Annotated in this window: 23 protein-coding genes and 1 pseudogene; 9 read left to right on the top strand and 15 right to left on the bottom strand. The window is 40.0% G+C overall.

The features are described 5' to 3' along the window. Positions 1 to 513: 513 nt before the first annotated feature. Positions 514 to 1,455, bottom strand: a complete 942-nt coding sequence (locus VJ09_RS05975) for a DMT family transporter (RefSeq protein WP_044640673.1) — start codon at positions 1,453 to 1,455, stop codon at positions 514 to 516. Between the two features lie 179 nt (positions 1,456 to 1,634). On the opposite strand from VJ09_RS05975, the gene VJ09_RS05980 reads away from it, so the two are divergent. Then, positions 1,635 to 3,038 (top strand): aminotransferase-like domain-containing protein, encoded by a 1,404-nt coding sequence (locus tag VJ09_RS05980; protein WP_044640674.1) that lies wholly within the window; start codon positions 1,635 to 1,637, stop codon positions 3,036 to 3,038. Between the two features lie 102 nt (positions 3,039 to 3,140). Here the strand turns inward: VJ09_RS05980 and ppsA are convergent, their stop codons facing one another. The 6 genes from ppsA to VJ09_RS06010 form a co-directional block, all read right to left on the bottom strand. Then, positions 3,141 to 5,813: a phosphoenolpyruvate synthase gene (gene ppsA, locus VJ09_RS05985; protein WP_044640675.1), complete on the bottom strand. Its 2,673-nt coding sequence runs from the start codon at positions 5,811 to 5,813 to the stop codon at positions 3,141 to 3,143. A 51-nt stretch (positions 5,814 to 5,864) separates the two neighbouring features. After that, positions 5,865 to 6,485: a TetR/AcrR family transcriptional regulator gene (locus tag VJ09_RS05990; protein WP_052807246.1), complete on the bottom strand. Its 621-nt coding sequence runs from the start codon at positions 6,483 to 6,485 to the stop codon at positions 5,865 to 5,867. A gap of 268 nt (positions 6,486 to 6,753) precedes the next feature. Further along, on the bottom strand, positions 6,754 to 6,942 hold the full coding sequence (locus VJ09_RS18805) for a hypothetical protein (RefSeq protein ID WP_044640676.1): 189 nt from the start codon (positions 6,940 to 6,942) through the stop codon (positions 6,754 to 6,756). 35 nt (positions 6,943 to 6,977) lie between these two features. After that, positions 6,978 to 7,346, bottom strand: a complete 369-nt coding sequence (locus tag VJ09_RS06000; protein ID WP_044640677.1) for a DUF4180 domain-containing protein — start codon at positions 7,344 to 7,346, stop codon at positions 6,978 to 6,980. A gap of 98 nt (positions 7,347 to 7,444) precedes the next feature. Continuing rightward, positions 7,445 to 7,654, bottom strand: coding sequence for a hypothetical protein (locus VJ09_RS06005; protein ID WP_044640678.1), 210 nt, complete (start codon positions 7,652 to 7,654; stop codon positions 7,445 to 7,447). A 13-nt stretch (positions 7,655 to 7,667) separates the two neighbouring features. Then, positions 7,668 to 8,039 carry a contact-dependent growth inhibition system immunity protein gene (locus VJ09_RS06010; protein ID WP_044640679.1) on the bottom strand — a complete coding sequence of 124 codons (372 nt, stop codon included), beginning with the start codon at positions 8,037 to 8,039 and terminating at the stop codon, positions 7,668 to 7,670. A gap of 108 nt (positions 8,040 to 8,147) precedes the next feature. Here VJ09_RS06010 and VJ09_RS17505 point away from each other — a divergent pair, with 108 nt between their 5' ends. The 3 genes from VJ09_RS17505 to katA all read left to right on the top strand — a co-directional run bounded on the left by VJ09_RS17505 (position 8,148) and on the right by katA (position 11,808). Further along, the gene (locus VJ09_RS17505; protein ID WP_052807247.1) at positions 8,148 to 8,708 is read left to right on the top strand and encodes a CFI-box-CTERM domain-containing protein; all 561 of its coding nucleotides are present in this window, start codon (positions 8,148 to 8,150) and stop codon (positions 8,706 to 8,708) included. A 234-nt stretch (positions 8,709 to 8,942) separates the two neighbouring features. After that, on the top strand, positions 8,943 to 10,133 hold the full coding sequence (locus VJ09_RS06020) for an MFS transporter (RefSeq protein ID WP_044640680.1): 1,191 nt from the start codon (positions 8,943 to 8,945) through the stop codon (positions 10,131 to 10,133). A 223-nt stretch (positions 10,134 to 10,356) separates the two neighbouring features. Continuing rightward, a complete protein-coding gene (katA, locus tag VJ09_RS06025) occupies positions 10,357 to 11,808 on the top strand; it encodes a catalase KatA (RefSeq protein WP_044640681.1) in 1,452 nt (483 codons plus the stop codon). A 67-nt stretch (positions 11,809 to 11,875) separates the two neighbouring features. Here the strand turns inward: katA and VJ09_RS06030 are convergent, their stop codons facing one another. Together VJ09_RS06030 and VJ09_RS06035 are read right to left on the bottom strand one after the other, a co-directional pair. Beyond that, a complete protein-coding gene (locus VJ09_RS06030; RefSeq protein WP_044640682.1) occupies positions 11,876 to 15,682 on the bottom strand; it encodes an AAA domain-containing protein in 3,807 nt (1,268 codons plus the stop codon). A gap of 320 nt (positions 15,683 to 16,002) precedes the next feature. After that, complete coding sequence (locus VJ09_RS06035) at positions 16,003 to 17,115, bottom strand: hypothetical protein (RefSeq protein WP_044640683.1); 1,113 nt, start codon at positions 17,113 to 17,115, stop codon at positions 16,003 to 16,005. 165 nt (positions 17,116 to 17,280) lie between these two features. Here VJ09_RS06035 and VJ09_RS06040 point away from each other — a divergent pair, with 165 nt between their 5' ends. The 3 genes from VJ09_RS06040 to VJ09_RS06050 are packed head-to-tail and all read left to right on the top strand — an operon-like array spanning position 17,281 to position 20,965. Further along, positions 17,281 to 18,981, top strand: a complete 1,701-nt coding sequence (locus VJ09_RS06040; protein ID WP_044640684.1) for a hypothetical protein — start codon at positions 17,281 to 17,283, stop codon at positions 18,979 to 18,981. Between the two features lie 9 nt (positions 18,982 to 18,990). After that, entirely contained in the window at positions 18,991 to 19,713 is a 723-nt protein-coding gene (locus VJ09_RS06045) for an OmpA family protein (protein WP_052807248.1), read from the top strand. Next, positions 19,703 to 20,965 (top strand): EH signature domain-containing protein, encoded by a 1,263-nt coding sequence (locus VJ09_RS06050; protein WP_044640685.1) that lies wholly within the window; start codon positions 19,703 to 19,705, stop codon positions 20,963 to 20,965. The genes VJ09_RS06045 and VJ09_RS06050 overlap by 11 nt, the downstream gene beginning before the upstream one ends. A gap of 88 nt (positions 20,966 to 21,053) precedes the next feature. Here the strand turns inward: VJ09_RS06050 and VJ09_RS06055 are convergent, their stop codons facing one another. Both VJ09_RS06055 and VJ09_RS06060 read right to left on the bottom strand, forming a co-directional pair. Further along, positions 21,054 to 21,830 carry a DUF92 domain-containing protein gene (locus VJ09_RS06055; RefSeq protein WP_044640686.1) on the bottom strand — a complete coding sequence of 259 codons (777 nt, stop codon included), beginning with the start codon at positions 21,828 to 21,830 and terminating at the stop codon, positions 21,054 to 21,056. Between the two features lie 18 nt (positions 21,831 to 21,848). Then, positions 21,849 to 22,493 carry a diacylglycerol/polyprenol kinase family protein gene (locus tag VJ09_RS06060; protein ID WP_052807249.1) on the bottom strand — a complete coding sequence of 215 codons (645 nt, stop codon included), beginning with the start codon at positions 22,491 to 22,493 and terminating at the stop codon, positions 21,849 to 21,851. A 177-nt stretch (positions 22,494 to 22,670) separates the two neighbouring features. Between VJ09_RS06060 and VJ09_RS06065 the strand changes: the two genes are divergently transcribed. Further along, positions 22,671 to 23,627, top strand: coding sequence for a phosphotransferase (locus VJ09_RS06065; RefSeq protein ID WP_044640687.1), 957 nt, complete (start codon positions 22,671 to 22,673; stop codon positions 23,625 to 23,627). Positions 23,628 to 23,679: 52 nt separating this feature from the next. On the opposite strand, the gene VJ09_RS06070 is transcribed toward VJ09_RS06065, so the two are convergent. Then, the gene (locus VJ09_RS06070) at positions 23,680 to 23,859 is read right to left on the bottom strand and encodes a hypothetical protein (RefSeq protein ID WP_147635440.1); all 180 of its coding nucleotides are present in this window, start codon (positions 23,857 to 23,859) and stop codon (positions 23,680 to 23,682) included. 208 nt (positions 23,860 to 24,067) lie between these two features. On the opposite strand from VJ09_RS06070, the gene VJ09_RS06075 reads away from it, so the two are divergent. Continuing rightward, entirely contained in the window at positions 24,068 to 24,436 is a 369-nt protein-coding gene (locus VJ09_RS06075) for a hypothetical protein (protein WP_044640689.1), read from the top strand. Between the two features lie 225 nt (positions 24,437 to 24,661). Here the strand turns inward: VJ09_RS06075 and VJ09_RS18375 are convergent, their stop codons facing one another. The 3 genes and pseudogenes from VJ09_RS18375 to VJ09_RS18810 all read right to left on the bottom strand — a co-directional run. Further along, on the bottom strand, positions 24,662 to 24,817 hold the full coding sequence (locus tag VJ09_RS18375; RefSeq protein ID WP_154662346.1) for a hypothetical protein: 156 nt from the start codon (positions 24,815 to 24,817) through the stop codon (positions 24,662 to 24,664). Between the two features lie 467 nt (positions 24,818 to 25,284). Next, a complete protein-coding gene (locus VJ09_RS06080) occupies positions 25,285 to 25,605 on the bottom strand; it encodes a nucleoside triphosphate pyrophosphohydrolase (RefSeq protein WP_044640690.1) in 321 nt (106 codons plus the stop codon). A 296-nt stretch (positions 25,606 to 25,901) separates the two neighbouring features. Next, positions 25,902 to 26,079, bottom strand: a pseudogene (locus tag VJ09_RS18810) (serine hydrolase); the annotation flags it as partial.

Genomic DNA, 26,079 nt, shown 5'->3' on the forward strand with positions numbered 1-26,079 from the left:
TTTAGCAAAAGAAACTATTTACTTATCACGATATAGGAAGAATCATCCTTTCTTATGAAATTATATTATCAATATATTATGACTGTTATTTAAGAAATAAAAAACTTAGAAATTTACCCAAAATGCTTGTTTCGATAATAATATAATGTTAATATTAAGAAAGTTGCTTCCGAAGCAACTACTTGCATCCACTAGGATCGAAGGAGACGCACATGCTGGTTGTTCTCATGACCACTCCCGAGGAGCCCCGTGGCCCCTGGTGCCCCGTTTGCAACAGGGTGGCCTGCAAGTGTGGTAACTAATCGTTACCACGTTGGAACTTTGTCTTAGGACATAAGTTCTAACACGGACACCGGAGAGATTCAATCTTTCCGGTGTCCATTAAATTAAAAAACAAATATAATGCCAGTTATATAACATGAACTAAAAGCAAGCTCATTTCCTTTTCTACACAAGGAGATGAGCTTTTTTATTTCTAAGTTTTCACGAGATACCCTACAGAACGAAACCATCCTAATGAGAAGTATGGCTTTTTTCTAGCTTGTTCGTCTTCCAATCAGCTGTTTTCCTCCATTTAAAATTCAACTTATCCCAATTGATAAACAAAACTCCTATGATAATCAGTACTCCTCCAATTAAGAGCTCAAAAGTGAAAGGTTCTTGATACCAATAAATACCTAGAGTAAGTGCGATAAAGGGAGAAATATAGAGCCAAGTAGATGGAAAGATCGGTCCTGTTTTCACAACTAAATAATAATAAATGCTATGGCCAATCATAGAACCAAAAATAATGAGATATAGCACGGAACCCGCCGCTTCCAACGAATAAAAAGACTCTATGTGGAGAGGTTCCGTAAATATAGATAAGAGAAAAAGTAGCAATCCTCCCAGTGTCATCTGTGCTCCATTTAAGGCAACAGGAGAAACACCTTGAAAGCGATCCATCATATTCTTCGAATAAACGGTTCCAAATGCATAACCGATTTCTCCAATAATAATTGCCAGACAACCAACCAGCCAGACCCATTCCATCTGTCCTTTTAAACTGGGAAGGGTTAGGATACTAACTCCTATAAATCCGAGCATACATCCGAGGATCGCAAATCTACTATTCTTTTGTTTCCATATGATTGTTTGGATCAGCAAAATCATCATAGGTCCTGTAGCAGACAACACAGCTGCGATCCCAGATGAAACATGTTGTTCCGCCCAATAGAGGGTTGAAAAAGTCCCAAAGGTTAAACCCAATGCCGTAAACAGCGTTTCCTTTCGAAACAATAAGGAAAAGGAGGTTTTTCCTCTAAAGTGCATCCATAACAGGAGAAACAAACCGGCTAGAAAAAAACGAATCCCTGCCGAGAAGAATGGAGGAATTCCCGCATCAATCCCAATTTTGATAGCTAAAAATGTCGTACCAAATATGAAACACATCATCACATAATTTATTAAGACCATGCTGTTCGCCTCCTTTTTCCTGATTGTAATCAACCCGGAATAGAACAGATGATAATATATAGAACAGAATCAGACTTTACTTCATGATACTTTATCGTAGATGTACCTATAAAAAGGCTAATGGTGCAACTTCAAGATATACTTTACTCGGTTATCTGGGTTAAAGGGGGAGAAATTTTTTGAAGTACAATGGTACTCACCTTTTTCAAAAAATCTATGACTATGCGATTCATCGGATCGAATCTGGGGAGTGGAAGGCACATGACAAGCTTCCTTCCGTACGAAGTATGGCGGAAAAAATGAAGGTTCACCGTTTAACTGTATTAAAGGCTTATCAACTTTTAAAAGATCAGAAAAAAATATATGTGAAGGATCGGTCTGGATACTTTGTTCGACCAGAGGGATTACAAACTATTGATCCTAGTGATAATCCGATCGTGTCCTCCTTTCTTTATAAAAATCATCTCTCGGAAATTCATCAAATAGAAGTGGATTATCAGTTTTCCAAAGCACTTATCAATCCGAACCTCTTGCCCAATCATTTTTTTGCGGAGTTTTTAAAAGATGTCCTACTAAAAGAACCAGAGATGATCGGGACCTACTCCTCTCTGGAAGGAGATCTCGAACTAAGAGAACAGCTAGCAGCATTTTTCGCTGAGCAAAGCGATATTCATGTTCATTCTGATGAGCTACTGATCTGCTCTGGATCACAGTCCATGATTTCGCTGGTTGCTCAAACTTTTTTAAAACGTGGAGACATGGTACTTCTAGAACGTCCAAGCTATAGTATGGCGATTGATGTCTTTTTACGTGAAGGAGCACAAGTCGAGACAGTTGATATCTCTCCAACCGGCTATGATATGGAAGAGATCGAAGAAAAAATGAAGCAACATCGACCAAAAATCTTCTATCTCAATCCTACCTTTCAAAATCCAACAGGGTATACTGTTCCATCCAAGCAAAGAAAACAGTTAGTTGAACTAGCAGAAAAATATCCATGTCTCATTCTTGAGGATGATACACAATATGACATGTATTTTGAGCAAAAGCCCCCTGCTCCTGTTTTTGCCTACGATACAGAAGGCTACGTCATCTATTTAAGAAGCTATAGCAAATATATCTGTCCTGGTCTTCGAATCGCTGTTGCTGCATGTCGATATCCTTTAATGAAACATTTAAAAATAGCCAAATCACTAGCTGACAATGGTGTACCACTTGTAAATCAAAAAATGTTTCTCCCCTACTTCTTCTCTGAACGAATGCAGTTACATATCGAGAAGCTTCGCATCGCCCTCGCTGTTCGAAAAGAACTGATGGAAGCAGAATTAGCCCATTCCAATTGGAGATGGCAGAGTCCGGACGGCGGCTTGAACCTTTGGATTCAGTTACCCGACCGCTTACCCGTAGACAAGCTTCTTTCGCTGGCGTTGAAAAACTCCATTTCGTTTGTTCCTGGTGAGATATGTGATCCATTAAAAGAAAACCGATCATGGATTCGTTTAAGCTATTCCTTTGTGAGTGAATCAAAAATTCAATCCGGAGTAAGTAAACTATTGGAGTTAGCGAAGGAGATAGAAACATAAACCATGAAAAATAAAATAAATGCCCATGGAATCTATTAAGATCAAGATTCCAGAGGCATTTATCATTTATCTTCTTTTCGATTATGAATCTATATTAGACTTTCATTCTGATTTTGGTTGATCTAGTATTTGAACATATCCTTCATTACCATCTACTCTTATATACTGGCCGTTTTTTATTTTTTTGGTAACATCATCTACACCTGCAACAGCTGGAATTCCATACTCCCGCGCTACTACTGCACCATGAGTCATCAATCCACCTACTTCCATGACAAGTGCTTTTGATGAGTGAAATAACGTCGTCCAACCAGGATCAGTAAACGGAGCGATTAGGATCTCTCCTGGTTGAAGGTCAGCTGTTTCGGGACTGAGCACTACTTTTGCATAACCTTCGACCACTCCAGAGGATACAGGTGTACCAATTAATGCACCAGCGGGGGCTTGAACATCTCGTCTTCTTCCTGTAATCACTTCCCCTTCACTCGTCATGACTCGTGGAGGAGTAAGCTTCTGATACCGCTCAAATTCCTTTTTCCTTAGATCGATCAACTCTTGGATATTTGCAGTATAGCGGTTTTCTAGTATCTCGATGATTTCATTTAATTTAAGATAGAAAATATCGTCTCTGTGTTGGAAAATCCTTTGCTTCACCAGTTGATCGGCTTCTTCCAAAATAGCTCGTTTAAAGAGATCCAGATGCCTCACCAAGATAAATTTCGGATGTTCCCGAGTACCCATGCGATTACGGTAAACGGTAATCAATCGTGACATCCATTTTTGTTTCCACATCCCACCACGAGTTTGCTGTAATCGTTGTAGTAACGACTGTGCTGCTTGCTCAGCCTCTATTCTTCCTTGCTCAAACTTCTCACGATGTTCCCCAGGTTTTAGATTTTGAATATGGCTAAGAAGCGATGGTACCAACATCGTAGGAATTTCATGCCAGCGTGGTTTGGTGATATCAATCTCTCCAGGACAACGCATCCCATATTGACTAATAAAACGCTCAAACTCTTTGTGGAATTCTTCCCCACCCTCTACCTGACTCAATTCTTGGTAGAAGGTAGCCTCTTTTGCGTTCTGGAGATACTCGATCACTTTTGGATATTTTCTAGCTTGATCTGCTAGATCTCCTAGAGCTAACCCCATTTCACTCGTAACATTTCCAGGCAGTGATTTATTGAGTAGATGGACTTCTTTGTCATCCCCTAGCCAGCGCTTCGATAAATAGGAAATCAGTTTGGATGTGATCACACCGGAAAGCGGGTATGTTAACAGATTTTGGACAAGGGTCAAAAGAAGCTTCCCTGCTCTTGCTTGAATCCACTTGATTCTCTTAGCACCTGAAAGTGGCGTGATTTCTTCTCTGCTTTTTTGAACCATCGTCTCCATATACTCATCACAATGGGCAACAGATCGTGAAGTATCTCGATAAAGAATGCTTTGCATGGTGTTTCGGATAATAGGCAATACCAATTGTCGAGCTTTCTTGATCACTTGCTTGTCTAGTACTGCTTCTTTTTGAAACCGTTCGCGCTCCGTGAATTGCATCAAAGCATTACTAATTAACTCATCAACATTGCTTACTACTTTGGGCACTATTTTTCTGGCTGGTTTCCAATAGAGTAGTGAAGTTGGATTCACAAACAAATGTCCACCAGCATCCACCATGACATCACTTTCCGCAGTGATATGTCTTTTCCCAAACGGTGCAATGGTACGCCAAAAAGAAAGAGCCAATGGCTTCATCGCTTCGGTCATCATTTGCTGATGCCCAAAGGACAAGAAAACTTGTAGTTTAGAGTCATCTATCATAGTAGGAAGTGGATATAAAGAAGTAATGGGTCGACTTTGCAAAATAAATAATTCTCCATCTGCCAACCCCCACTCTATATCTTGCTCTGATCCATAATGCTGTTCAATCTGGTCTCCTAATTTTGCAAGCTCTATTATTTTTTCATCGGAGAGTGCCTGTTCTTTCTGTTTGTCTTCTGGTACCTCTTGGGTAATGGTCCCACCCTCTGACAGTGCATAAATAGCTACTTTCTTTTCGGCAATCTGCTTCTTTATGATATTCCCTGAGCGAACTTGATACAGGTCAGCGGACACAATACCCGAAACCAGTGCTTCTCCAAGTCCGTAACTAGCATCGATAGAGATCGTTTTCCGATGTCCCGAAATAGGATCTGCCGTAAATAGAATTCCTGATATCTCAGGAAACACCATTTTTTGAACTACTACCGATAGAAAGACAGAACGATGATTAAATCCATTTTTCATTCGATAGGAAATAGCCCGATCCGTAAATAAGGAGGCCCAGCACTTTTGAACGGCATCAAGGAGTTGCTCTTCGCCTATGACATTTAAGTACGTATCTTGTTGCCCTGCAAAAGAGGCCGTTGGCAAATCTTCCGCAGTCGCACTTGAACGTACGGCATAAGCCGCTTTTTCGCCTGCCTTCTTCCATGCATCGATGATGGCGGATCGGATGTTGTCAGACATCGGCAAGGACTCCATATGATCTCGAATCTGTTTTCCTATGTTTCGAATTGCATCTAATTGATCAGGTTCCAACTGTTCTAAAAGACCGAATAACCGATCTATTTCCCCACTTTTTTGGATAAACGAGCGATAACCAGCAGTTGTCACACAAAAACCTGTTGGTACAGGAAAACCCGCCTTGGTCATTTCCCCTAAGTTAGCACCCTTGCCTCCAACATAAGGTAAGCTTGCTTTATCTATTTCGTCAAAGCTCAATACATAGGCTGTCATCCAGATCATCCTTTTTTTGTCAAAGATGAATACTTTTGATACTTCATGGTATTACCGAAGGGTTTTCATATATCGACGTACGATCTGATGAATCTGTTCCTCATTTGGCGGAGTTGGTGTATGATCCGCCATCAGAAGTCCATCCATGAGAACAAAAGTAAGCAATGGACCAACAAACATACGGGCTGCTATCTCGGTATCTTCCACATTGACTACCCTCTGTGCTTGTGCTCGCTCTAACAAAGTAGCAATACTTCCTAAAATTCGTTCTGGTATGGTAGATCGTATAAGCGCACCTAACTTAGGCAATCGAGTAATTTCTGAGATAATGACTCGTACCAAGGCTAAATATTCTGGCTGCATGAGATTATGGACTAGTTTATGTGCTATATTTTGGAGAATCTGCTCTAACTCATCTAGACTACGCAAGGATATATCTTCTACCTCTAATAACTCCCCATGAGAAAAATGGAGAATGAGTTGTTTCAAAACATCGACCAACAGATCCTCCTTACTAGCGTAATAACTATACAATGTTTGTTTGGAAACTTTGGCTTCTGTCGTGATGGCGTCCATGCTCGTTGCCGAGAATCCATTTTGTAAAAATAGTTGTTTTGCCGTATTCCGAATATGGTCTCGTTTGGCACGTGCTCTAGGGGTAAGATCTGTCAAAATAACATTCAACTCCTGAATCAAACTGTACTGTACAGTTCTATTATATGATTAGTCAGATATTTTGTCAAAAAGTACCCAATAAAAAAAGCAATCCCTCCTAACCGAGAGATTGCAGAAACATTTATCTATTTTAACCGTTGACGGTAACGTTTTGCCAACCTTGAGATTCCATTGTGGAAAACTTACTTTTGTTAACTCCTTTGTTGAACTCGATGTTCGTAACATTGATAAAATAGACTGTCTTCCCACTTGAATCTTTTCCTTCTCATTTCAGCAAGACACCTGTTGCAGTATCCACCCACATTTGATAAGTAGTGGCACCGAGCTTTTTGCCCATATACTTATCATGTTTTCCTTCGAGTACCGTGACATTGCGATGGAACATCTTCTCATGCCCCACTACTCGGTTATCCGAGTTCGTCAGCCAAAAAGCATAGTTTTGCGGAAGTGCCACTTCACTTTTAATACATATCTAACTCCGTTTCTCTTCTACTTCAATATGCTTAACTTTTCAAACGCTTGTTGTTCTGTTGGTAAGAAAAAGATATCGTTCCCACTGTTACATTCATAGATGAAATCTTGTAAGCTTTGACTTGAATACGAAGAAAAATCTCCAATAATGGCAACCTTCACCCGATAATTGATGAACTTCTGAAGGATTTCACCTGCAAGGCGTGTTTTCAAATCGAAAAAGCTTTCGCTTAGTAACGATTTATTTATAACCATACGATTACAGTCTGTTTCATATTGTACAGTTGCCATCAAATCCAATGCTGACTGAACATCTCGTATAAATATCTCACCACTTCTCACGACAGCAATATTTCCCCCACCTACTTCTACCTTCTCAATCTTCATAATCACCCTCCTAGTTAACTTATCTATCACTAAGCAATACTTTTTCTTTTCCTCTAGTTTGCAATATGACTAAATACTATCCTTCATGATGGTAACCATTATAGCTCGATCAAAAAGGGAACCGCACGAGCTGCCGCTTCATAAACAGCCTCTTCGTACAAGATACTACTGTATAACATTCTCCAAACGTTTTTACGTACATTTGGATCTAATGAAGTTATACCTTGTAGGAGATCAGGGACATCTGTTGCATATCCATATGAATGAACCAAACTGCTCCAGTCTATCTGATCTAATTTTTCTAACATGATTCCCTTTTCTCTAGCCTCTAGCAGATTGAAATATCTCGATAAAATGTTCGATATCTAATAGGAGGTAGTCTAGCTCATCTTTGTAGCTAGGAAACTGTTCCCAAAAATGATCTTTCACTTGAAGCACTGCTATCAATAAATCACCTTTATAAAAATTCCCTTCGAGTAATGGACTCATCTTTAACTTTTCTAGCGCAATTGGGATTAAAAACGGAAGTCCGATCTGTTGTGATATCATCACTCTCAAATCCTCGATGTCGAATTGTTCGATAGGTTTTTTTCTTAGTTTCTCACATTTTTCGATCAACGAAGATCGGAAATCAGATGGTTCCCAAACCTCATTTTCCAGTTGTTCCAACGAGAGTGTGCGATCATCTTCCATGTTATTCTCCTCCTCTATTAAAATCCTCTATTATTCCATCATTCAATACAAGATCTCTATTCATTTGTTATAATATTACAACAACTCATAAATGGAGGGTCTATTTCGATGGCAAAAAGATCGAAAAGAGAGAAAGCCTGGCGAGATGATCCAGGTGGCTACGATATTGAACGTGGAAGTACGATTGAGCATTACGATCGTGATGGTAACTTAATCGGAAAAAGCAAACAACGTGGTGGCAGAAATAGCGAAGAATGGGACCGCTTTGATGATAAAGGCAAGCGAGTAGAGCGAAAATATAATCGGGAAAGTAAATCGGGTGGTGGCTGCTATCTCACTACTGCTTGTGTAGAGTACCAAGGGCTGCCAGACAACTGCTATGAATTAGAAACTCTTCGTCGCTACCGTGATAATTATTTACTAAGTACATCAGAGGGGCAAAAAGAAGTAGAGTCATACTACCAGATCTCTCCTACCATGGTAGATCGAATCAAACAACGTTCTAATCAGGCTGACATCTACCAAAAAATCTATCAAGAATTGGTTAGTCCTACAGTAAGGTTAATCGAATCGGGGCAAAATGAGGAGGCATATCGTCACTATAAACGATATGTAGAGAGCCTAAACAATGAGTTGTCTCCAGTACGCGTTTCCAAAAATGAAGAATAACAAATGTTATATAGCTTGTTGTATTAATCCAAGTTAAGCATAGGCGCGACTCTGGCTTTGGGTTCATTATGCAACATGCTCGATATAAATAAAACATACACGGAGAAAGAGATGGTCGATCTCTTTCTTCGTTTTTTTATGAGAAGTAGTTACAAAATGAAATATTTCGGATTGCGAAAAATACAAAGAAGCCCTATAATTTCCTAAGAATTCATAGAGAAAGGGAGACAATCCTTGCTAAATCAATGGTCTGATCAAAGGTTTAAAATATTGCTTCTCATCGTCGTCATAACGGGCTTGTCACAAGGGTTGTTAATCCCACTACTTACTACTGTTTTAGAACAACAAGGTACATCTTCAAGTATGAATGGGCTAAGTGCAGCCTCCCTCTATGTGGGGATCTTTTTGATGTCTTTTTTTTGTCCATGGGTCGTGAAAAAGCTCGGATACCGCACAAGTATTTTAATCGGTCTAGGAATCGTCAGTGGGGCTATTTTCCTATTCCCTCTTTATGTAAACATTTGGGCTTGGAGTCTTCTACGATTTGCTGTCGGAATCGGGGATAGTTTACTCCATTACGCAACACAACTTTGGATTACTACAACTGCTCCTGCCGATGTACGAGGTAAGCGGATTTCCCAATATGGTTTTTGTTATGGATTAGGCTTTGGGATTGGTCCGTTGGGAATGATTTTATCCAATTATGGGTTTACAGTCCCATTTATCATTTTAGAAATACTACTATTGATCACAATTTTCTTTACGCTGCGTTTGGAAAGCGGAGTTGCTCACACCGAAACACCTACCAAGAAAAACAGAGAAGGTCAATTTCTATCCATTTATCGGGTTGGACTGGTCGCCTTATGTCCACCTTTATTGTATGGTTTCTTGGAAGCCGCAATAGCTGGTTCCTTTCCAGTATACGGACTCCGAAACGGTATTGCTGAAGAATGGATTTCGATATTGATCAGTGCATTTGTTTGGGGAAGTTTGTTATTCCAAGTCCCCCTCGGTATGCTGGGCGACAAATGGGGCAGAAAAAGATTGCTCCAAACTGTTTGTACGATCGGAGCGATTGGTATGATCGCCATCCCGTTCCTTGGCTCGAATGAATGGCTGTTATTTTTCGCCTTTCTCATGATCGGTGGGCTAGTAGGCTCCTTATTCTCACTTGGCTTAGCCTATCTAACTGACCTATTGCCAGTTCAACTACTAGCAACTGGAAATATGATCGCTTCTGTTCATTTCAGCTTGGGAAGTATGCTAGGTCCTTATACTGGTGGAACACTGATCCAACATTTTGGTGGAGAGGTTCTTTTCTATACGATTGCCTTCTATCTCCTCTTGTTTGTTGCTTTGACCTTTGTGTATCGTCCTCATCGACTTGCGCAAACGGAACCTCCCTCACAAAAACAAGCTATCTAGATAAGGTGACTTCTGAGCAGACCAGGAGTCACCTTTTTTTATAGTGCGATCAATTTTGTGCTAAACAATATCACATCTATCATAGGCTAACTTATCATCTAGAATTCTAAGTATCTTTTTATAATCCTTCTTTATTTATATTAATTATAAAAAAGTATTGATTTTATATTGAGAGATGTTATCATTTTGTTATAACAATAATTCTTATGAGGTGATCTTCCATATGAGTAACGGCAAGAAGCTTACAACTAGCTGGGGCGCTCCAGTTGGGGATAATCAAAACTCCATGACAGCCGGTTCCCGCGGACCAACTTTAATCCAAGATGTTCACCTTTTAGAGAAACTGGCACATTTCAACAGAGAACGTGTTCCTGAGCGTGTTGTTCATGCAAAAGGTGCTGGAGCACATGGCTATTTTGAAGTAACCAATGATGTATCCAAATATACAAAAGCGAACTTTTTATCTGAGGTAGGAAAACGCACTCCTATGTTTATCCGTTTCTCTACCGTAGCTGGTGAACTCGGCTCCGCAGATACCGTTCGTGATCCTCGTGGCTTCGCCGTGAAATTTTATACCGAAGAAGGAAACTACGACTTAGTTGGGAACAACACCCCTGTCTTCTTCATTCGGGATGCGATCAAATTCCCTGACTTTATCCATACACAAAAACGTCATCCACAAACTCACTTGAAAAACCCTAATGCAGTGTGGGATTTCTGGTCTCTATCTCCTGAATCCTTGCACCAAGTAACGATCCTTATGTCGGACCGTGGTATCCCAGCAACCTTGCGCCATATGCATGGTTTCGGAAGCCATACCTTTAAATGGGTCAACGCAGAAGGTCAAGGTGTTTGGGTCAAATATCACTTCAAAACAGAACAAGGCGTCAAAAACCTAGATGTGGAACTCGCAGCAAAACTAGCAGGAGAAAACCCTGATTACCATACAGAAGATTTGTTCAATGCTATCGAAAATGGCGACTATCCTGCATGGAAACTCTATGTGCAAATCATGCCACTAGAAGATGCGAATACCTACCGCTTCGATCCATTCGATGTAACCAAAGTATGGTCACAAAAAGACTATCCACTGATCGAAGTAGGTCGCATGGTATTAAACAAAAACCCAGAAAACTACTTTGCAGAAGTAGAACAAGCAACCTTCTCTCCTGGAAACTTTGTACCAGGTATCGAAGCTTCTCCAGACAAAATGCTCCAAGGACGTCTGTTCGCATACTCCGATGCTCATCGTTATCGTGTGGGTGCTAACCATAATGCATTGCCAATCAACCGTCCAAAATCAGAAGTGAATAACAATCAGCGTGATGGATTTATGCGTCCAGATTCCAATGGTGGCTCCTCCGTCTACTACGAACCAAATAGCTTTGGCGGAGCAACGGAATCAGCCCAAGATAAAACCTCTAGCTTTGAAGTATCCGGATTCGCAGATAGCGTAGGCTATGATCATCATGACCACTATACCCAAGCAGGTGATCTATACCGTCTGATGAGCGAAGAAGAACGTGCTCGCCTAGTGGCAAATATCGTCGGTGCGATGAAACCAGTCGAAAGCGACGAAATAAAAATTCGCCAAATCAAACACTTCTACAAAGCAGACCCAGAATATGGTACACGCGTTGCAGAAGGACTTGGCCTAGCAGTGCCACAAGTTTGATTCGGCTTTATAAAATAGATCAATAGATAAACAAAGACCATCCCTGAAATTTAGGGATGGTCTTTGTTTAGGATGAAGTTACCTTCGCTTTATGTTCTTCTATCAATAATAGATCCTTCACCTTGCGATCTATCTTTTCTATTTCCATACTGGGGTTTCTCCACCAGTTTCGACTCCATATTCTTTGAATCTCCCATCCTCTTGACTCCAAGAACTCCTGTCGATATAAGTCTCGTTCTTTGGCATGTGGGGAGCTATGATACGCAGCACCATCACACTCGATTCCCAATATATAGCGACTTGCATCTTGGGGATGAACAATCCCTAAATCAATCCGATAACCTGAGACGCCGATCTGTGTACGAACTTCATATCCAATATTTCGTAGCTCCTCACATACCTCTACCTCAAATGGAGAATCAAATCGATCATCATGAAACTGGGTTTTCGTATCAGTTGGAGGATTAATCCGATGCAATACACTTAGGACTTGTTCCTTATTCCCTTCCGATACGGCTTTGGCATATGCCAAGTAATGACGGAATAATTTTGGTCCTTCATGTTTACTTCCTGCAACGTTTAACTCAAGGGGATCAATACTAGCTACTACATAGATTCTCTGTTTCGCCCGAGAGATCGCTACATTAAGGCGATTTTCCCCACCTTGTTGGTTGAGAAGACCAAAGCGATTATAAATTCTCCCTTGTTCATTAGGCGCATAGCCGATAGAGAAAATAATGACATCCCGTTCGTCCCCTTGCACATTTTCAATGTTTTTCACAAAGATACGCTCATCGAGTTCTCTTTTCATCGTCTCCTCATACAGAGCTGCGAAGTGGGGATCATCTTTGATACGTTGATCCATAATCTGCCATATCTTATCTTGCTGTCTCGCATTGAAGGTGATGATTCCCATGGTTTGATTTGGCTCTTTTTCCAAATGCTCTTGTAGCAAATCTACCACCGCAACCGCTTCTTGTTCATTACACTGATTGATCCAACGTCCATCCACCTTCCTCCAGCGAATCGCAGGGAGGGAATGATCGGATGACACATTTGGTGCTACCTGCATATGCCCGTTGTAAAAGGCATGGTTGGAAAAATGAATCAGCTCTTCGAACTTGGAGCGATAATGGTATTGAAGCATGTGCTCTGGATAGATGCGCTTCGTTAGGTTCAGTAAACTGCGTGACTCTTCCATTTCGAAGTCCGTCTCCTCATCTTCCTCATCATAGAAAGAGACACGAAACTGTTCAAATGGCTGTAATTGCTTTTCATCTCCTGCCACGACTACTTGCTTCCCACGATAAATCGATGGCAAGCCACTTTCTACTGTACACTGCGAAGCCTCATCGAATACCACTAGATCAAACAAGCCCGCGGTTAACGGGAACATAGCAGACACTGTTTCAGGAGAAGCAAGCCATACAGGTAACGTATCCAACAATCCTTTTTCTGCAAATCGATTCACCAATTTCCGTACAGGCCATATCTGGCGTTGTTTGCCGGTTTGATGCTTCAGCTCTTTAAAAGCTCGCCCATGTTTGGATAGAGAATCGTTGATATTGTTAGTGATCCTCTCTTGCAACACTTGTCGAGCCAGCTTTCGCTTTTCCCCAATGAGCTTGGCAAAATCTTCTCTGATCTGCTCGTACTCATCTGTCGATACTTTTGCGAGATGTGGATGTATCCGTTCAATGGAATCAATCCAGTGATAAAAAAAGGATTGCCGAACCGTATCCACCCATTGTTCCGGTAGAGGATTTTCTTTGTTCCATTCTTTCTCTATTAATCGTGGAATCAGTTTTTGTACCATCGATGATGCCTCGTCGTAACAACGATCCATCGCTTTTAACTCGTCAAAATCATGAGAAATGGCTTCGCGAATCTGTAAAAGAGTGCGCTTGGGAATCTTTCCATCAGATAAATCTTTTCGCAGTTGATTAAAAAACGCTCCTTCTAAAATATTTCCTAGGAAATGAAGATGTCGATCTAACTTGAGCGTAATTTGCGAAATCTCATACATTAACCGTAAACTTTCTTGAATTTTGGGCCATTCAGTGGAAGTTACTCCTTTAAACTTCTGTCCATGTAGCAGCTCCTCCATAATCCCTTTCCCTGTAAAGGAAGTCCACCACCATAAACGCAACTTTTGTAGAGTCTTCTTCTCTTTGTGATCTAGATCATCATATATTTTTGCTAAACGATCACTGACCAGCCACAGATATGCTGGATTCATCTTGTCATGTCCTAGCTGATCCAATTGTTGGATCGCTACATCTGCCTTTTCTAAAGCAAGCTCTAACTGCTCAATCAACATCGTTTGATCTTGTATTTCAAGTTTGGCAAACGACTTTCTTCTCCTTAGCGGATAGTCTTCCTTTCCAAAACGCTGATAGTAAGACCCATACATAGAGATGGTCGTCAGCACGTCATCGAGATCATCTCGGTGGCAGCCTTTCGCTAGATCCGATACCGAAATAGCCGAAATGACTTCATCCCGCTTTTTGGCTCGCCCGTATAATTCATACGCACTATACCCAAATGCTTGACGTTCGTGTAGTCCGCGATAAATCTCATTTAGCTTCTGCTCTCGATCCTCTAATCGTTTACACATATTGCGAAATGATGATTCTTTTCCTTGAATAGGGGTACTTATTTCTGGAATTTGCGTATATATCTTGTGATATAACCCTCTGCGATCCTGTTTTTCATCATGAATCAGCGCCACGTTAGATGCCAAACCAAGGCTATCTAATCGCTGGTAAACAACATCCAAAGCAGCCCTCTTTTGACAGACTACTAGTACCTTTTTTCCTTTTGCTAGCGAATCCGTAATCAAATTTACAATTACCTGTGATTTCCCTGTTCCAGGTGGTCCATGAACTACCAATCCCTTTGCAGATTGTGCTGTATGAAGCAGGGTTTCTTGCGAAGAGTCCGTAGATAGCAGAAAGAACTGCTCTTCTTCCTTTAATGCGCTTCCCTTCCTTGACTCTTCTGAATGGGAATCTGGCATAGGATCATAGTCCTCATCTTCATTCAGATTCATCAATTCTTGGATGAGCGGTAATTCTTGTCCCGCAGATAAAGCAATCAGTTCATCATAATCTCGGATCAAGGAAGAATTGCCTTGTGGAAAGCTCCCCAAGATCGCAAACGGCTCCAGTGCCAAGGTTGCCTCTTTGGGCGTCGTTTCTCTGCTGTACTCAGTAAGCGGTTTTAACTCCTTTTCAGTAAAGGAAACTGGAAGCTCATGCTGTTTTAGCCATTCCGCCCAGGACGCTAATCTTAACTTGTCCAGCGATTTCCATTGTTCACTGTCTTCTAATATACTCTCTTGAACAGCAGCTTGATGGAAGCGTTTGAGCGCTAAGAATAAAGTGCGATTTAGTTGTGGTTCTGCATCAGGAAACAATTCCAATTCCCAATGCAGGTTACTGCGATCTTTGCGAGTTAAGCGAACTGGATATAAGTAAAGTGGTGCTTGGATATAAGAGCCATCTCGGAGGTTACCAGTAAGGAAGGGATAGCCTATGTATAGGTCATATAAACCCGTTTCGTCTTCGATTGCTTTCATCGTACGATACAAGTGGGTCAAGCTCTGCCCGACCTTTTGTAACTTTTTCTCTGAGAAAGAAGTCTGTGTCAGCCGAATCTTTTTCTTACCTGAAATAATATTAGTTAATAGTTTAGCAGCGAAGGAAGTTTCTTCTTTTTTCGTAGGATCGTTCTCTTGCTGCTCTTTCTCCTTTTCATCTAACTGTGTTATATCAAAAGTCCATTTACTTGGTAGCTTCAGTAGACGAAGAGACCGATTTCGACGGCTCAGATCACTTAATCGATCCTTTAGACGCACTAGTTGTTGTTCCATGATCTGTCTCCTATTTTCAAATGGTAGTCTGATACAATCCTGTTAAATAATTATGTAACTATACTAATATTTATATCAACCTAAAATAAACAGAGTATGTTGCATAACGAACCCAAAGCTGGCGGCGCGCCTACACTTAACTTGAACTAATGAATCAAGCTATAAATAATATGAGGAGCATCAGATCACCATTTATGATGATTCGATCAGATGACTCCCTACAAAAGAGGAATACGTCCTCATCGATTCCATCACTGCGAACAAAAGAAAACGTATCCCTCTTCTACTAATAGTCCTTTGAATCTGGATCAAAACCTCTACTAAATTCTATCTTCTATACCAAACTCGTGAATATTTGAAAATCGACCACGGTCATCCTTGATCGGTTTTGGATACCGATCTGGACGAAGTTTATGCAAAGTTTTCGCAATGTATAGAATACGCACGAAATCATGCTGCCCGCTTCTCTCTGCATATCGCTCTGAAAGCATCAAATATAATCGATCGATGCTCTGGTCATCTGCTTTTCCAATCTTCCGGATCATACTTAGTAAATGGGTGCGCAATAGTTCTTTCCGCTTATGACCCTTTTCCATACTCTCTATTAGTTCTACCAAATCACCCACCACTTCTTCTCCTAAGTGAACCAGATGGGTTTCCACATCATATTTCCCTCTTTCGAAACATTCCAATACCTTTGTTCTCTCTGTATCCAATCCGAATCCAAAATCCATGTACGCACGTAGCCAAAACTCTTTTTGCTCTTGTATATTTTTCCCCGATAGATCCGTTAGAAAGTTTTCCAACCTCTCTATTTCGGGAAAAACCCGATAAAATGTTTTCTCATCAATCGTTTGCTTCATCCAATCGATTTTGTCTTGTAGTCTCCATTTCTCTGTATCCACAAATCCGATAAAGTCTTCAGAGCGCTTGAGTAGATCAAAGTGGTTCTCTATCTTCTTGTAAACATTCAATATAACTTGAAGAAACCTCTCTTTTAGTTGAGTCCAATTCCCTATTACTTCTACATCAATCTCTGTTTTACTCTCCTGTGCTTCATAGTATGTATTTCGGTATTTGCGCACTACATCACAGTATTTATCCCATTCTACAAGCAGACTAGGGGAAAAATCACACCTTTCATATTGGAATCCAAATTCTCTACAGCGATACTTTGCCCCTGTAATCCACTCCAGCTTTCTTTTTGGAAATGAACTATACTTTTGCTCCTCCATCCATTGAAAACAGTCTAGTGTATTGATCGCAAAGAATAACTCATCGTTCGATTCATTCCAATAAATAGCAAAAGCATATACATCTTGATTCTCTTCTGTTTTCGAAAACTGATGAAGGAATGTTACCCCTTCATCGTATAAGAGCGATTCCAGCTTCTCGAAATCCTTCTCGTCAAACGATGTTGTGCAATCAGTCATCTACTTCCCTCCTTTAATACAAGAGCAATTCTTCCATCCTAATCAATCATTTTCCTCCGAAAAGGAATTACATGAAAAAATGAAATTTATATTAAAAATTGTTCATAATTAAGTTACAATTAAAAGAACTTTTCTCAAAAAGTATGGTAACCCGGAGGTTTATTTATGCTGAATTTTATTCAAATTATTTTTCAGACCCCTTTTCTATGGGTAATCATTATTCTTAATATTATTGCACTTATCATCCTAGGAATGATTCATCGCAAATTATGGAAGGAGCAAACGTTACTCGAAGACCAATTGGCTTCTCAACTTACGGATGAGATGGTAACGAATACCGAATTTATCCATGCTTTTACCGACTGGCTAAAAGATCACCATGACATAAGTAAACAGTTCCGCAATTCATGGAACCATTTTTATCGAGACTATCAACGAAAATCACAACAGACCACTTCTTTTCCAGATGTCTATGATTATTTTCTAGAGGAAGACTTTGTCCAAAAGCGGGCTTGGTGCCATGTGTTCGCCTTAGTTCCTGGAGTTTTTCTCGCAATTGGAGTCTTGGGGACATTTTGGGGATTGGTTGGAGCTACTGGAATAATTCAAGCAAGTGGGAGTTCATGGATAGGAAGTATCGATACAGCAATTTATTGCTCCATCTTTGGAATCTTCTCTTCGATCCTATGGCAGTTCATCGATCGTTTCCGCTTTGCAACATTGCAAACAGACTTTACTCGTTTACGTAACCAACTGGATCAAGTATTTCCTGCTCAAGACATACCCTCACTGCTAAACAATATATTAGAGGCCCAAAAGCAGTCTACAAAAGACATTACGACATATATGTCCGACAATCTGATTCTGCAAATGGCAGATCAACTATCGTTGAGCATGAAAACAGCATTTGAATCTGTATTGGTTCCTTATCTACACCAATCTCAAACTTCTATGGAACAAATTGTACAAAACAACAAAGAGCAAGCAGCTACTATGAAAGAGATGACATATCATGCAATCCTTCTAACGGAAGAGATGCAACAATATGCAGGTCATCTATCCAATTATCAGTCAGCACTAGAAAGTTTCACAGCGAAGCTTAAAGATACCACGATACAAAACAACCAGCTTCGAGCCATCGCTTCTGACCTACTCGAAATAATGAATTCTGGAAGAAAAGCAAACAATAGTCAACTCTCCTTGTTTGTAGAGTCATTCCAACAAAGCTTGGCACCAATCTACGAGCATATCGTTCAACAAAACAACCTTCATCAAGAGTATCAGAAGTTAGCAGAACAATGGAACAAAGGCTTCGATCATATTCAAACCTGGATCAAAGAAAATACAGAGGTAAAAGAAAAAGTAACAGAGCAACATACTTCCTTCTTGGAACAACAGGTCCAATACCATTCTCTCTTATCTGAGATCCATCAGGACAGACAAAGAAGTGAGAATCTATACGCAAATCTATCAGCGACTCAACAAACGCTATTGCACGAGAAAGAGCAAATGAGCAAAACTCAAGCCCGAATGCAGGAATTGCTAACAGAACAACTGTCGCAGATCGACGATCGTTCCGCAAAGATGCAGGAGCATTGGGCTGGCACTCATCAACTATGGAAAGAGCTAAATGAGCAGCTTTCCCATTCGATGGAACAGTTTGAAGAACAGATGCATCAAGGACTAAATCATACCTTTCAACAGTTTGATCAAGAGTTAGCCAAGTCGATCAACACCTTTATTCAATGGATTTCGACACTAGAACAATTCCCAAATCACCTAGAAACATTAACTCATCATGTCGGGGAATTGAATCGAAAGCTAGATCAGACAACGGACCAACAAATCATTCAACAACCTACTTAGGAGGCCCCAATGTCTAGAGGTATGAGAACGAATCGAAGAGATTTCCATCAAGCCAAAGGGAACTATTATTACCAGGTCTCTCACTCTGTTCATTGGACTTCCTTTCTACTATGCTTCCTACTCTTTTTCTTCGTCTTCGTAATGAACGGGAAAGAATCTTCTGAAGCAATGGAGACACCGAAAGATACCACCATTGAAAAACAGTTAGAAGTCAAATCGGAGATCATACACGAACTAGTCAAGTCCTTTCAAGACTCCCATCTCCAAATGGAAATCGATGAACAGACAGGTACCATTACTTTTCATAGTGGTGTTCTGTTCGATTCAGACAGTGCTACCATCTCGCCAGAAGGACACAGAAACCTAGCAGCTTTTGTCCCCCAATATATGAGCATTTTACTATCGGACAAATTTCGCAATGAAATATCTCAAATCGTGATTGAGGGGCACACCGATCAAACGGGAGGATATCTATATAACATGAAACTCTCGCAAGATCGAGCTTCTGCAGTAGCAATCGTTATATACGATAATAAGTTTCCAGACTTCCCACACAAACAAGAATTGCCAAACATCATTACCACCATTGGCAGATCCTACAACGATCCGAAAATAACACCTGATGGAAAAGTCGATGCCACCGCATCCCGTCGGGTAGAATTTACGATTCGTCTAAAAGATGAGAAATACATAGAAGAACAACAAAATCTGGTGAAACCAAATGACAACTAATATTCGATCATATACCTTTTCCCCCATTGCACTGAGGAAAAAACGGCAACAGCTAGAAATGGCCTATCAAAATAGTGATGGGGCTTTGTTGAAGAGTCTCTCTATCTCAGAACTTCCCTTGTTACTAGAAAAAATACGAGCACTGCCCACTGACTACCAAACTCTAGAGCCATTTGCTCAGAGCCTGTCCAGTCTAGAAATACGACTCCTAGCATCGATGTTTCCCTATGCGGACGAACAGGATACAACGATCCAGAACATCACCAACATCATCATCACTCGTTACACACGGGAGATTGGTCGCATGTCGTGGAGAGCCTTCCAACAACATTGCAATCACCCTTCCCTGATCCAGCTCCTAAAACATGCATTCGAACACGAAACCAAGTCATTCCTCGGCTTGGACTCGCTCGCTAGGACACAGCTCCAAGCGGCATTCCAAACCAAGGAGCCACTTGTACCATTGGCATACTTCCTTACTCACTCTAATCAAAAAGCACAAACCACACTGAGACGATGGATGATACAAGATTCTTCCGCACTACAACATCGACTAATCTATCAGATGCTATCGCAAAGCATCCATCAAAATACCATACTAGACAGAGAAGACGAATCTACCATCGTCGATTATCTAGAAACTTTCAGCCCTACTGAGTATCAAGAGTGTATAGAAAAATACTTAGTCCAGCGAGATATCACTACCTTCCATCGCCCTCTTCTACAACAAGCGGCGGAGAAACTAGGAGACCCACGATCCGATGAAAAACCATGGGAATTCCTCTTGCCAGATAAAGTCTTAGAAATAAAAAAATACCTAAACCGAATCCAGATGATGGACTTCTTTGGCGAAGATCATAATAGTGAGCGTTTCTGTTATTGGGAAAACCATGTACAAGATATCAAGAAACTCATCGTCTATGAAAACTATCACAAAAAACCACTTGTTCTTATCATGTACTTTGATCAATTTGTCGTCGTCGAATTTTCCAACACAGGACATGCTGCTCACTTCTATCATAAAAATGGATTCGAACAAATCATCGTCCCCAAAATTCGTAGCAGCAGAGGACATAAAATAAAAACGACCAATCTATTTCTCCTAAAAGACAAACGTCCTGTTGCCAAGAGAAAGCAACTATATATCAATAGCCTAGCTCATATGAGCTCATGGCAGGAGCGGTGTATGGAATATATGAGCCACTACCAACAAGAGAACTGGACGTTTACTCATACGAACGAAAACGGATAGTAGAGATAAGTTTGATGTACTGAACTCAAATAGGAAGACAGAAAAACACCTCCTGAATTCGTAGTGAACGATTCGGAGGTGTTTCTTTTTAGGACTTTACATACCAACCCATAACCGCTGCGATGACCACACAAGTTACGTTTACTACATCATTGGTAAACCAACTAATCCCTTTTACTTTTTCATACTGTTGAGTCGAATCAGATGCTTTCTCCGTTAGCACATCTTTGCTCTTATTATGATAGACAGGCTGTAAAACCGCTCCCAGAACACTATCTAATATGGATCCCATAAAACCGATGAGAATCAACCAAATAAATCCCATCAAATCGTTGGTAAATACCAAGTAAATAAGACCAATTAACATCGCTCCCAGAGCGGATGCGCCTAGCCCCAACAAACTGACTCCACCAGACAAACCTTTTTCGATCGGTTTCCAACGAATAATAGAAATGGGCTGCTTTTTACTCAAAACTCCTATTTCAGAGGCCCATGTATCGGCATTCGCAGCGGCAAACGAGGCATAGAAAGCAAAAGAAAGCGATGTACTAGGTTCTAGCCAATAGAAAAAAGCACAAACCGTCCCAACAGCTCCATTTGCCAATACTTGTTGCCAATCACGCCTACCTGTTTTATCATACAAATCTTCTTCTAGTTTCTGTTTCATGGAAAGTTTCCACTTGGATAGCAAAGAAGACGAAATGAAAAAAGTTAGTAAAACAGCAATAAACTCGAAACCATTAGCTAAACTGATGATTGCCCCAACAAATAATGCCATCATCGCACCACTACCACTGAGCGAATTCTTGATATAAGCGATGTATGTAATCAAACATATAATCAAGAGAGATAGGATCGTTTCCATGTATGACTCGCTTTCTTTTCAAATAAAAAGCATATAAACTAACGTAGAACAGCCAATTGGTACGAATAGATTATCTAATCCTTTTGGCGAGATCGCTTCTAACACAGTTGCCACCGACGCAACAACAAGAGCTTCGATCAAACCTAATGTAGAGGTATAGATGCTAAAAAAGACCCAACTAATGAGAAAAGAACAAACCCACATTACCAATGATCCGGAAACTGTCTTTCGAGAGCCGAACACCTGATATGGCTTGTAAGGCATTGCTTTCCCTACAATAGCTGCCAATCCATCCCCATACCCCATAATGAGAATCCCAATAGCACCAATCCAAGGCTGATTCACATATCCAAAGGTGAGTCCCACTAAAATAGCCAGAGATAGAGCATAGTATACTGTCCCGTAACCCTCATCCTCATCTCTTTCCATCGAAGGAATGAGATTATACTTAGCTGACAAAAAATTGATAATGACAAAGGTAGCTGGAACAAACATGGCATACCATACACTTTCGAAAACGAACATAGCTACTATAAACCAGTTACAAAGCACGATGTGAATAAACTTACGACTAGCTTCTTTGCTAAATCGTTCAAACCATTTGGATGCGACGATAATACATCCAATAAACAGATAGGAAATCAAAATACCGAGTAAATCCATGTTATCTCCTCGCTTTTTAGATTAAATCGTAAATTCAGTAATCCACCCTATTATTATTATGACAGCTTTTTTCTCATGTAACTGAATAAAAATTCAGCTAATTAGACACATCCTTTTTAATAATACTAAAGTTCTTGCATATGTAAATAAGTATCACTAGTTTAGGAAGTGATGCCTATGTTAAAGATTCATGTAGATGTAAAATTGCCTGCTTCCAGGGTGAAAGAATTAGTGGAATATCATTACACCCTTATCGTCAAAAGCATTTCCAAAGTAAGAGCAGCATATCGCGTCGAAACGGATCAAGGAGTCTTCGCATTTAAAAATGCATACAAGTTGCAAGATATCGATTTTATCGAGAAAATGATACAAACTTTGCATAGACAAGGTTTTCATCGTATACCTAAGATCATTTTCTGCAAAGACCACAGGAGATTGATTTCATATGCAAAAGAACTTTATTATCTAGAGGAATGGTTACCCAATGTAACAGAAGTAAACAGGAATAAAATGAATTGGCTTACACCAGCGGGAGAAACGCTTTCTGAGTACCATCAAATCTTAGCGAAAATACCGTTGGATATCATTCCAAAGCAGCGAGATTCTACTGGGAAATGGGAAGCTAAATTACAGAAATCACTCAGACGTTTACAAAAAATATGCAAAAGAACTTTCCGAACAGACTGGGAACAGACATTATACTCTTTTTTTCATGATCGACTTCTTTATGCACAAAACCTATTAGAATCTTCAGGTCCATCTCCTTTTTCTCCTACTTTATGCCATGGTAGCTTACATCACGAAAACATCATGATCGATCCATCCAACAAAGTTTGGCTCATTGACTATGAGAGAATGACATGGGAAGATCCAACAAAAGACTTGGCACAATTAATGGAATATCATTTTCCTTCTCACGACTGGCCCAAAGCCCCAATCGAAGAATTCCTAAGTTCATACTGTGGTACTTCTGTCGGATTAGACGATATTCCTTATTTAAAAGCCCGATTAGCCGCCTCCTCCAAGCTTCTTCGGAACTTTCGAGCATTCTATCAGGGGGAGATAGAGTATGACATGCAAACGATCAATTGGTTAAAGAAAGAGAGAGCAAAAGAGCATCTATGGAGTAGATAAAAAAGCCCAAAGAGATATTCTCCTTGGGTGTAACTCTTTTTATAAATTTTCACTAAAAAATATCATAGTGCTTCCCATACACAATCGTACTATTCTCATTCATCCGTATAATCCTTGCATCTAGTAGATCAATCTGAATCACCTTTCCATCCGTCGTCGTCAACCCCACCTTCATCACTGCCCTTTGGGGATTGTTATTTACAATAAACAAATCTAGTCGGACATCATTCACCGACTTCTTCTTATTGACCAAGTAAGAGCGGTAAAAAATATGATACTCCCGTAAACATTCAAAACATCGCACAAAGTTCTCGACTTGATCTTTAGATGCCGTACACTTACACAGTTTCACTAAAAAACGAAACCTAGATTATGAATTGAGGTATTTATTTGATTTTTGTGTTAACATTAACATAACATTAACTTAGGAGGGGCACAAAATGAACAATCAACGGCAGGAATTGGGATATCAAGAGGAAATGGAGAAAGTATCACCTGATGGAATGGTAGTAGAAGAAGCTTTTGAGATATTAAATAAATTAGGTTTTACGAAAAATATCCAAGTGGTTCGAGGTTGGATTCGAAAAGGAAGACTCAAAGGTAATGAAATAAATGGAAATTATAAAGAAGGTTATCGAATTACAAAAGAAGCTCTAGATGAGTTTATTCTACATCAATCCCTAAGAGATCAGCGTGCGGATCCGGATCCATTCATTACTGCAATGGAACAGCTTGGATATACCGAAAAACAAATTACCGAAATTTTGCAACTAACATTAAAAGTGGTAAAAGAACAAAAAGAGAAATAAAGTGTCAACAAATTGCTAGATCAAAGATACTATAGAAGGCTAAGCGTATAACTAGGAGATTCATTACCTTGGCTAGAGTATCGTTTATAAGATATAGGACCTCGAATCGTTGATTACGATTCAGGAGGTGTTTTTTTCCTGTCTTCATATTTGGGTTCAGTATAGTACAAATCAAGGGGTGCTTATTATTACAATATATCAAAATAGGTTATACAACATCCTATCCTAACGGCGAATACTTCGATAAATGAGAAGAACTACTACTAATACAAACATTCCAATATCTGTTACTTGATACAAGGTGGTATATTCATTGATAGGAATAATCATCCTAGAAATAATGTAGGCAACAACAATAAACCAAAAAAATCCATCTTTCATAGCTTCTAATGCAACCGAATGGTATGATCCACTTCTAAAGGAAAAGTAGAATCGTCGCTAAAGTCAATCGGTCGCATTTTCACCTCCCTTAATTTTTTCAAAACCACGTGATTGCATACTTATATTCTTAATTATAACAATAATATGTTAATTATTTAGCCAAAAAGATAGCGAATACCACTTTTAATCTTATCTTGTTAATTTCTTTTTCCAAATCTGATTGATCCAAATGATCTCTCTACTGATTGTACTTTCACCAACTAGCAATAAACGGCTTGATTGGCGCGCGAGAAGATTAAAAACCCAAAGAATTTTCTCCTTGGGTGTCCTATCAATTTTCCTCATCTAAGTGATTCGCTCTCCTATTTCCATAAAAAAATCTCATAGTGCTTCCCATATACAATCGTACTATTTTCATTCATTCGTATGATCCTTGCATCTAGTAAATCGATGTGCAAGCAACACCATCATTCCATAACCTTTTCTAAAACAATCCTTTGTTCAAACCCGCCTCGCTCTTCTTTCTTATTGGTCTTTATAGTCTTCACTTTCTCCATATCAAGTTTAAATGCATGTGCTATACCATCCATTACTTCTAAAAGATCAGCCAACTCTTCTTCATTAGGAGTTTCTTTAAACTCCCCCAGTTCTTCTAATAGTTTCCGAAATAACAATTCCTTCATTTCCTCTTCCGATGCGATAGACATAATAGGCTCTTTGTTCGCTCGTTTCACAATCTCAGGAATTTTATCTCGTATCAATTTGTTATATACCTTTTCTGTTGCCATCGTAATTTCTCCTACCCTTTATGAAATCTAAAATTCTTCACTATTTGAGTTTCAAAACGCAAGTTCATTTTAAAACAACATACCACCGAAGGTTAGAAAATCATTGGAATACTAGCAATGTAACATACCACTCCATTATTGTTATAAATCAACTCATTTGGATCAATCGCCAATTTTAAATCTGGGAAGCGTCTAAGCATTGTACGAAAGGAAACCTTTGCTTCCAATCAGCCGCCAGAGGGCTGACCGTTGGGTGTCGTACGTTGAGGGCGGTCATACTAGGTGCGGGCTCAATGTTAGTCTTCTATTGTCTGGTAGACCATGGTCCAAAAGTCGTGAATAAGCCGTGCCGAATCCGGGGTGGACATCCCGACCTGGGTGAGCAGGATTCCGGTGAGCTGTTTGTCCGGGTCGGCGTACGCCGTGGTGCCGGTTCCGCCGTCCCGGCCGAACTGGCCGATGGACGAGTAGTCG

It is taken from the genome of Risungbinella massiliensis (assembly GCF_000942395.1).
GTDB lineage: Bacteria > Bacillota > Bacilli > Thermoactinomycetales > Thermoactinomycetaceae > Risungbinella > Risungbinella massiliensis.

Coding starts and splice junctions, on each gene's coding strand:
- VJ09_RS05975 (WP_044640673.1), bottom strand. CDS start 1,455: ATGGTCTTAATAAATTATGTGATGATGTGTTTCATATTTGGTACGACA.
- ppsA (WP_044640675.1), bottom strand. CDS start 5,813: ATGACAGCCTATGTATTGAGCTTTGACGAAATAGATAAAGCAAGCTTA.
- VJ09_RS06000 (WP_044640677.1), bottom strand. CDS start 7,346: ATGAAGATTGAGAAGGTAGAAGTAGGTGGGGGAAATATTGCTGTCGTG.
- VJ09_RS06005 (WP_044640678.1), bottom strand. CDS start 7,654: ATGTTAGAAAAATTAGATCAGATAGACTGGAGCAGTTTGGTTCATTCA.
- VJ09_RS06010 (WP_044640679.1), bottom strand. CDS start 8,039: ATGGAAGATGATCGCACACTCTCGTTGGAACAACTGGAAAATGAGGTT.
- VJ09_RS17505 (WP_052807247.1), top strand. CDS start 8,148: ATGGCAAAAAGATCGAAAAGAGAGAAAGCCTGGCGAGATGATCCAGGT.
- katA (WP_044640681.1), top strand. CDS start 10,357: ATGAGTAACGGCAAGAAGCTTACAACTAGCTGGGGCGCTCCAGTTGGG.
- VJ09_RS06030 (WP_044640682.1), bottom strand. CDS start 15,682: ATGGAACAACAACTAGTGCGTCTAAAGGATCGATTAAGTGATCTGAGC.
- VJ09_RS06035 (WP_044640683.1), bottom strand. CDS start 17,115: ATGACTGATTGCACAACATCGTTTGACGAGAAGGATTTCGAGAAGCTG.
- VJ09_RS06040 (WP_044640684.1), top strand. CDS start 17,281: ATGCTGAATTTTATTCAAATTATTTTTCAGACCCCTTTTCTATGGGTA.
- VJ09_RS06045 (WP_052807248.1), top strand. CDS start 18,991: ATGTCTAGAGGTATGAGAACGAATCGAAGAGATTTCCATCAAGCCAAA.
- VJ09_RS06050 (WP_044640685.1), top strand. CDS start 19,703: ATGACAACTAATATTCGATCATATACCTTTTCCCCCATTGCACTGAGG.
- VJ09_RS06055 (WP_044640686.1), bottom strand. CDS start 21,830: ATGGAAACGATCCTATCTCTCTTGATTATATGTTTGATTACATACATC.
- VJ09_RS06060 (WP_052807249.1), bottom strand. CDS start 22,493: ATGGATTTACTCGGTATTTTGATTTCCTATCTGTTTATTGGATGTATT.
- VJ09_RS06065 (WP_044640687.1), top strand. CDS start 22,671: ATGTTAAAGATTCATGTAGATGTAAAATTGCCTGCTTCCAGGGTGAAA.
- VJ09_RS06075 (WP_044640689.1), top strand. CDS start 24,068: ATGAACAATCAACGGCAGGAATTGGGATATCAAGAGGAAATGGAGAAA.
- VJ09_RS18375 (WP_154662346.1), bottom strand. CDS start 24,817: ATGAAAGATGGATTTTTTTGGTTTATTGTTGTTGCCTACATTATTTCT.
- VJ09_RS06080 (WP_044640690.1), bottom strand. CDS start 25,605: ATGGCAACAGAAAAGGTATATAACAAATTGATACGAGATAAAATTCCT.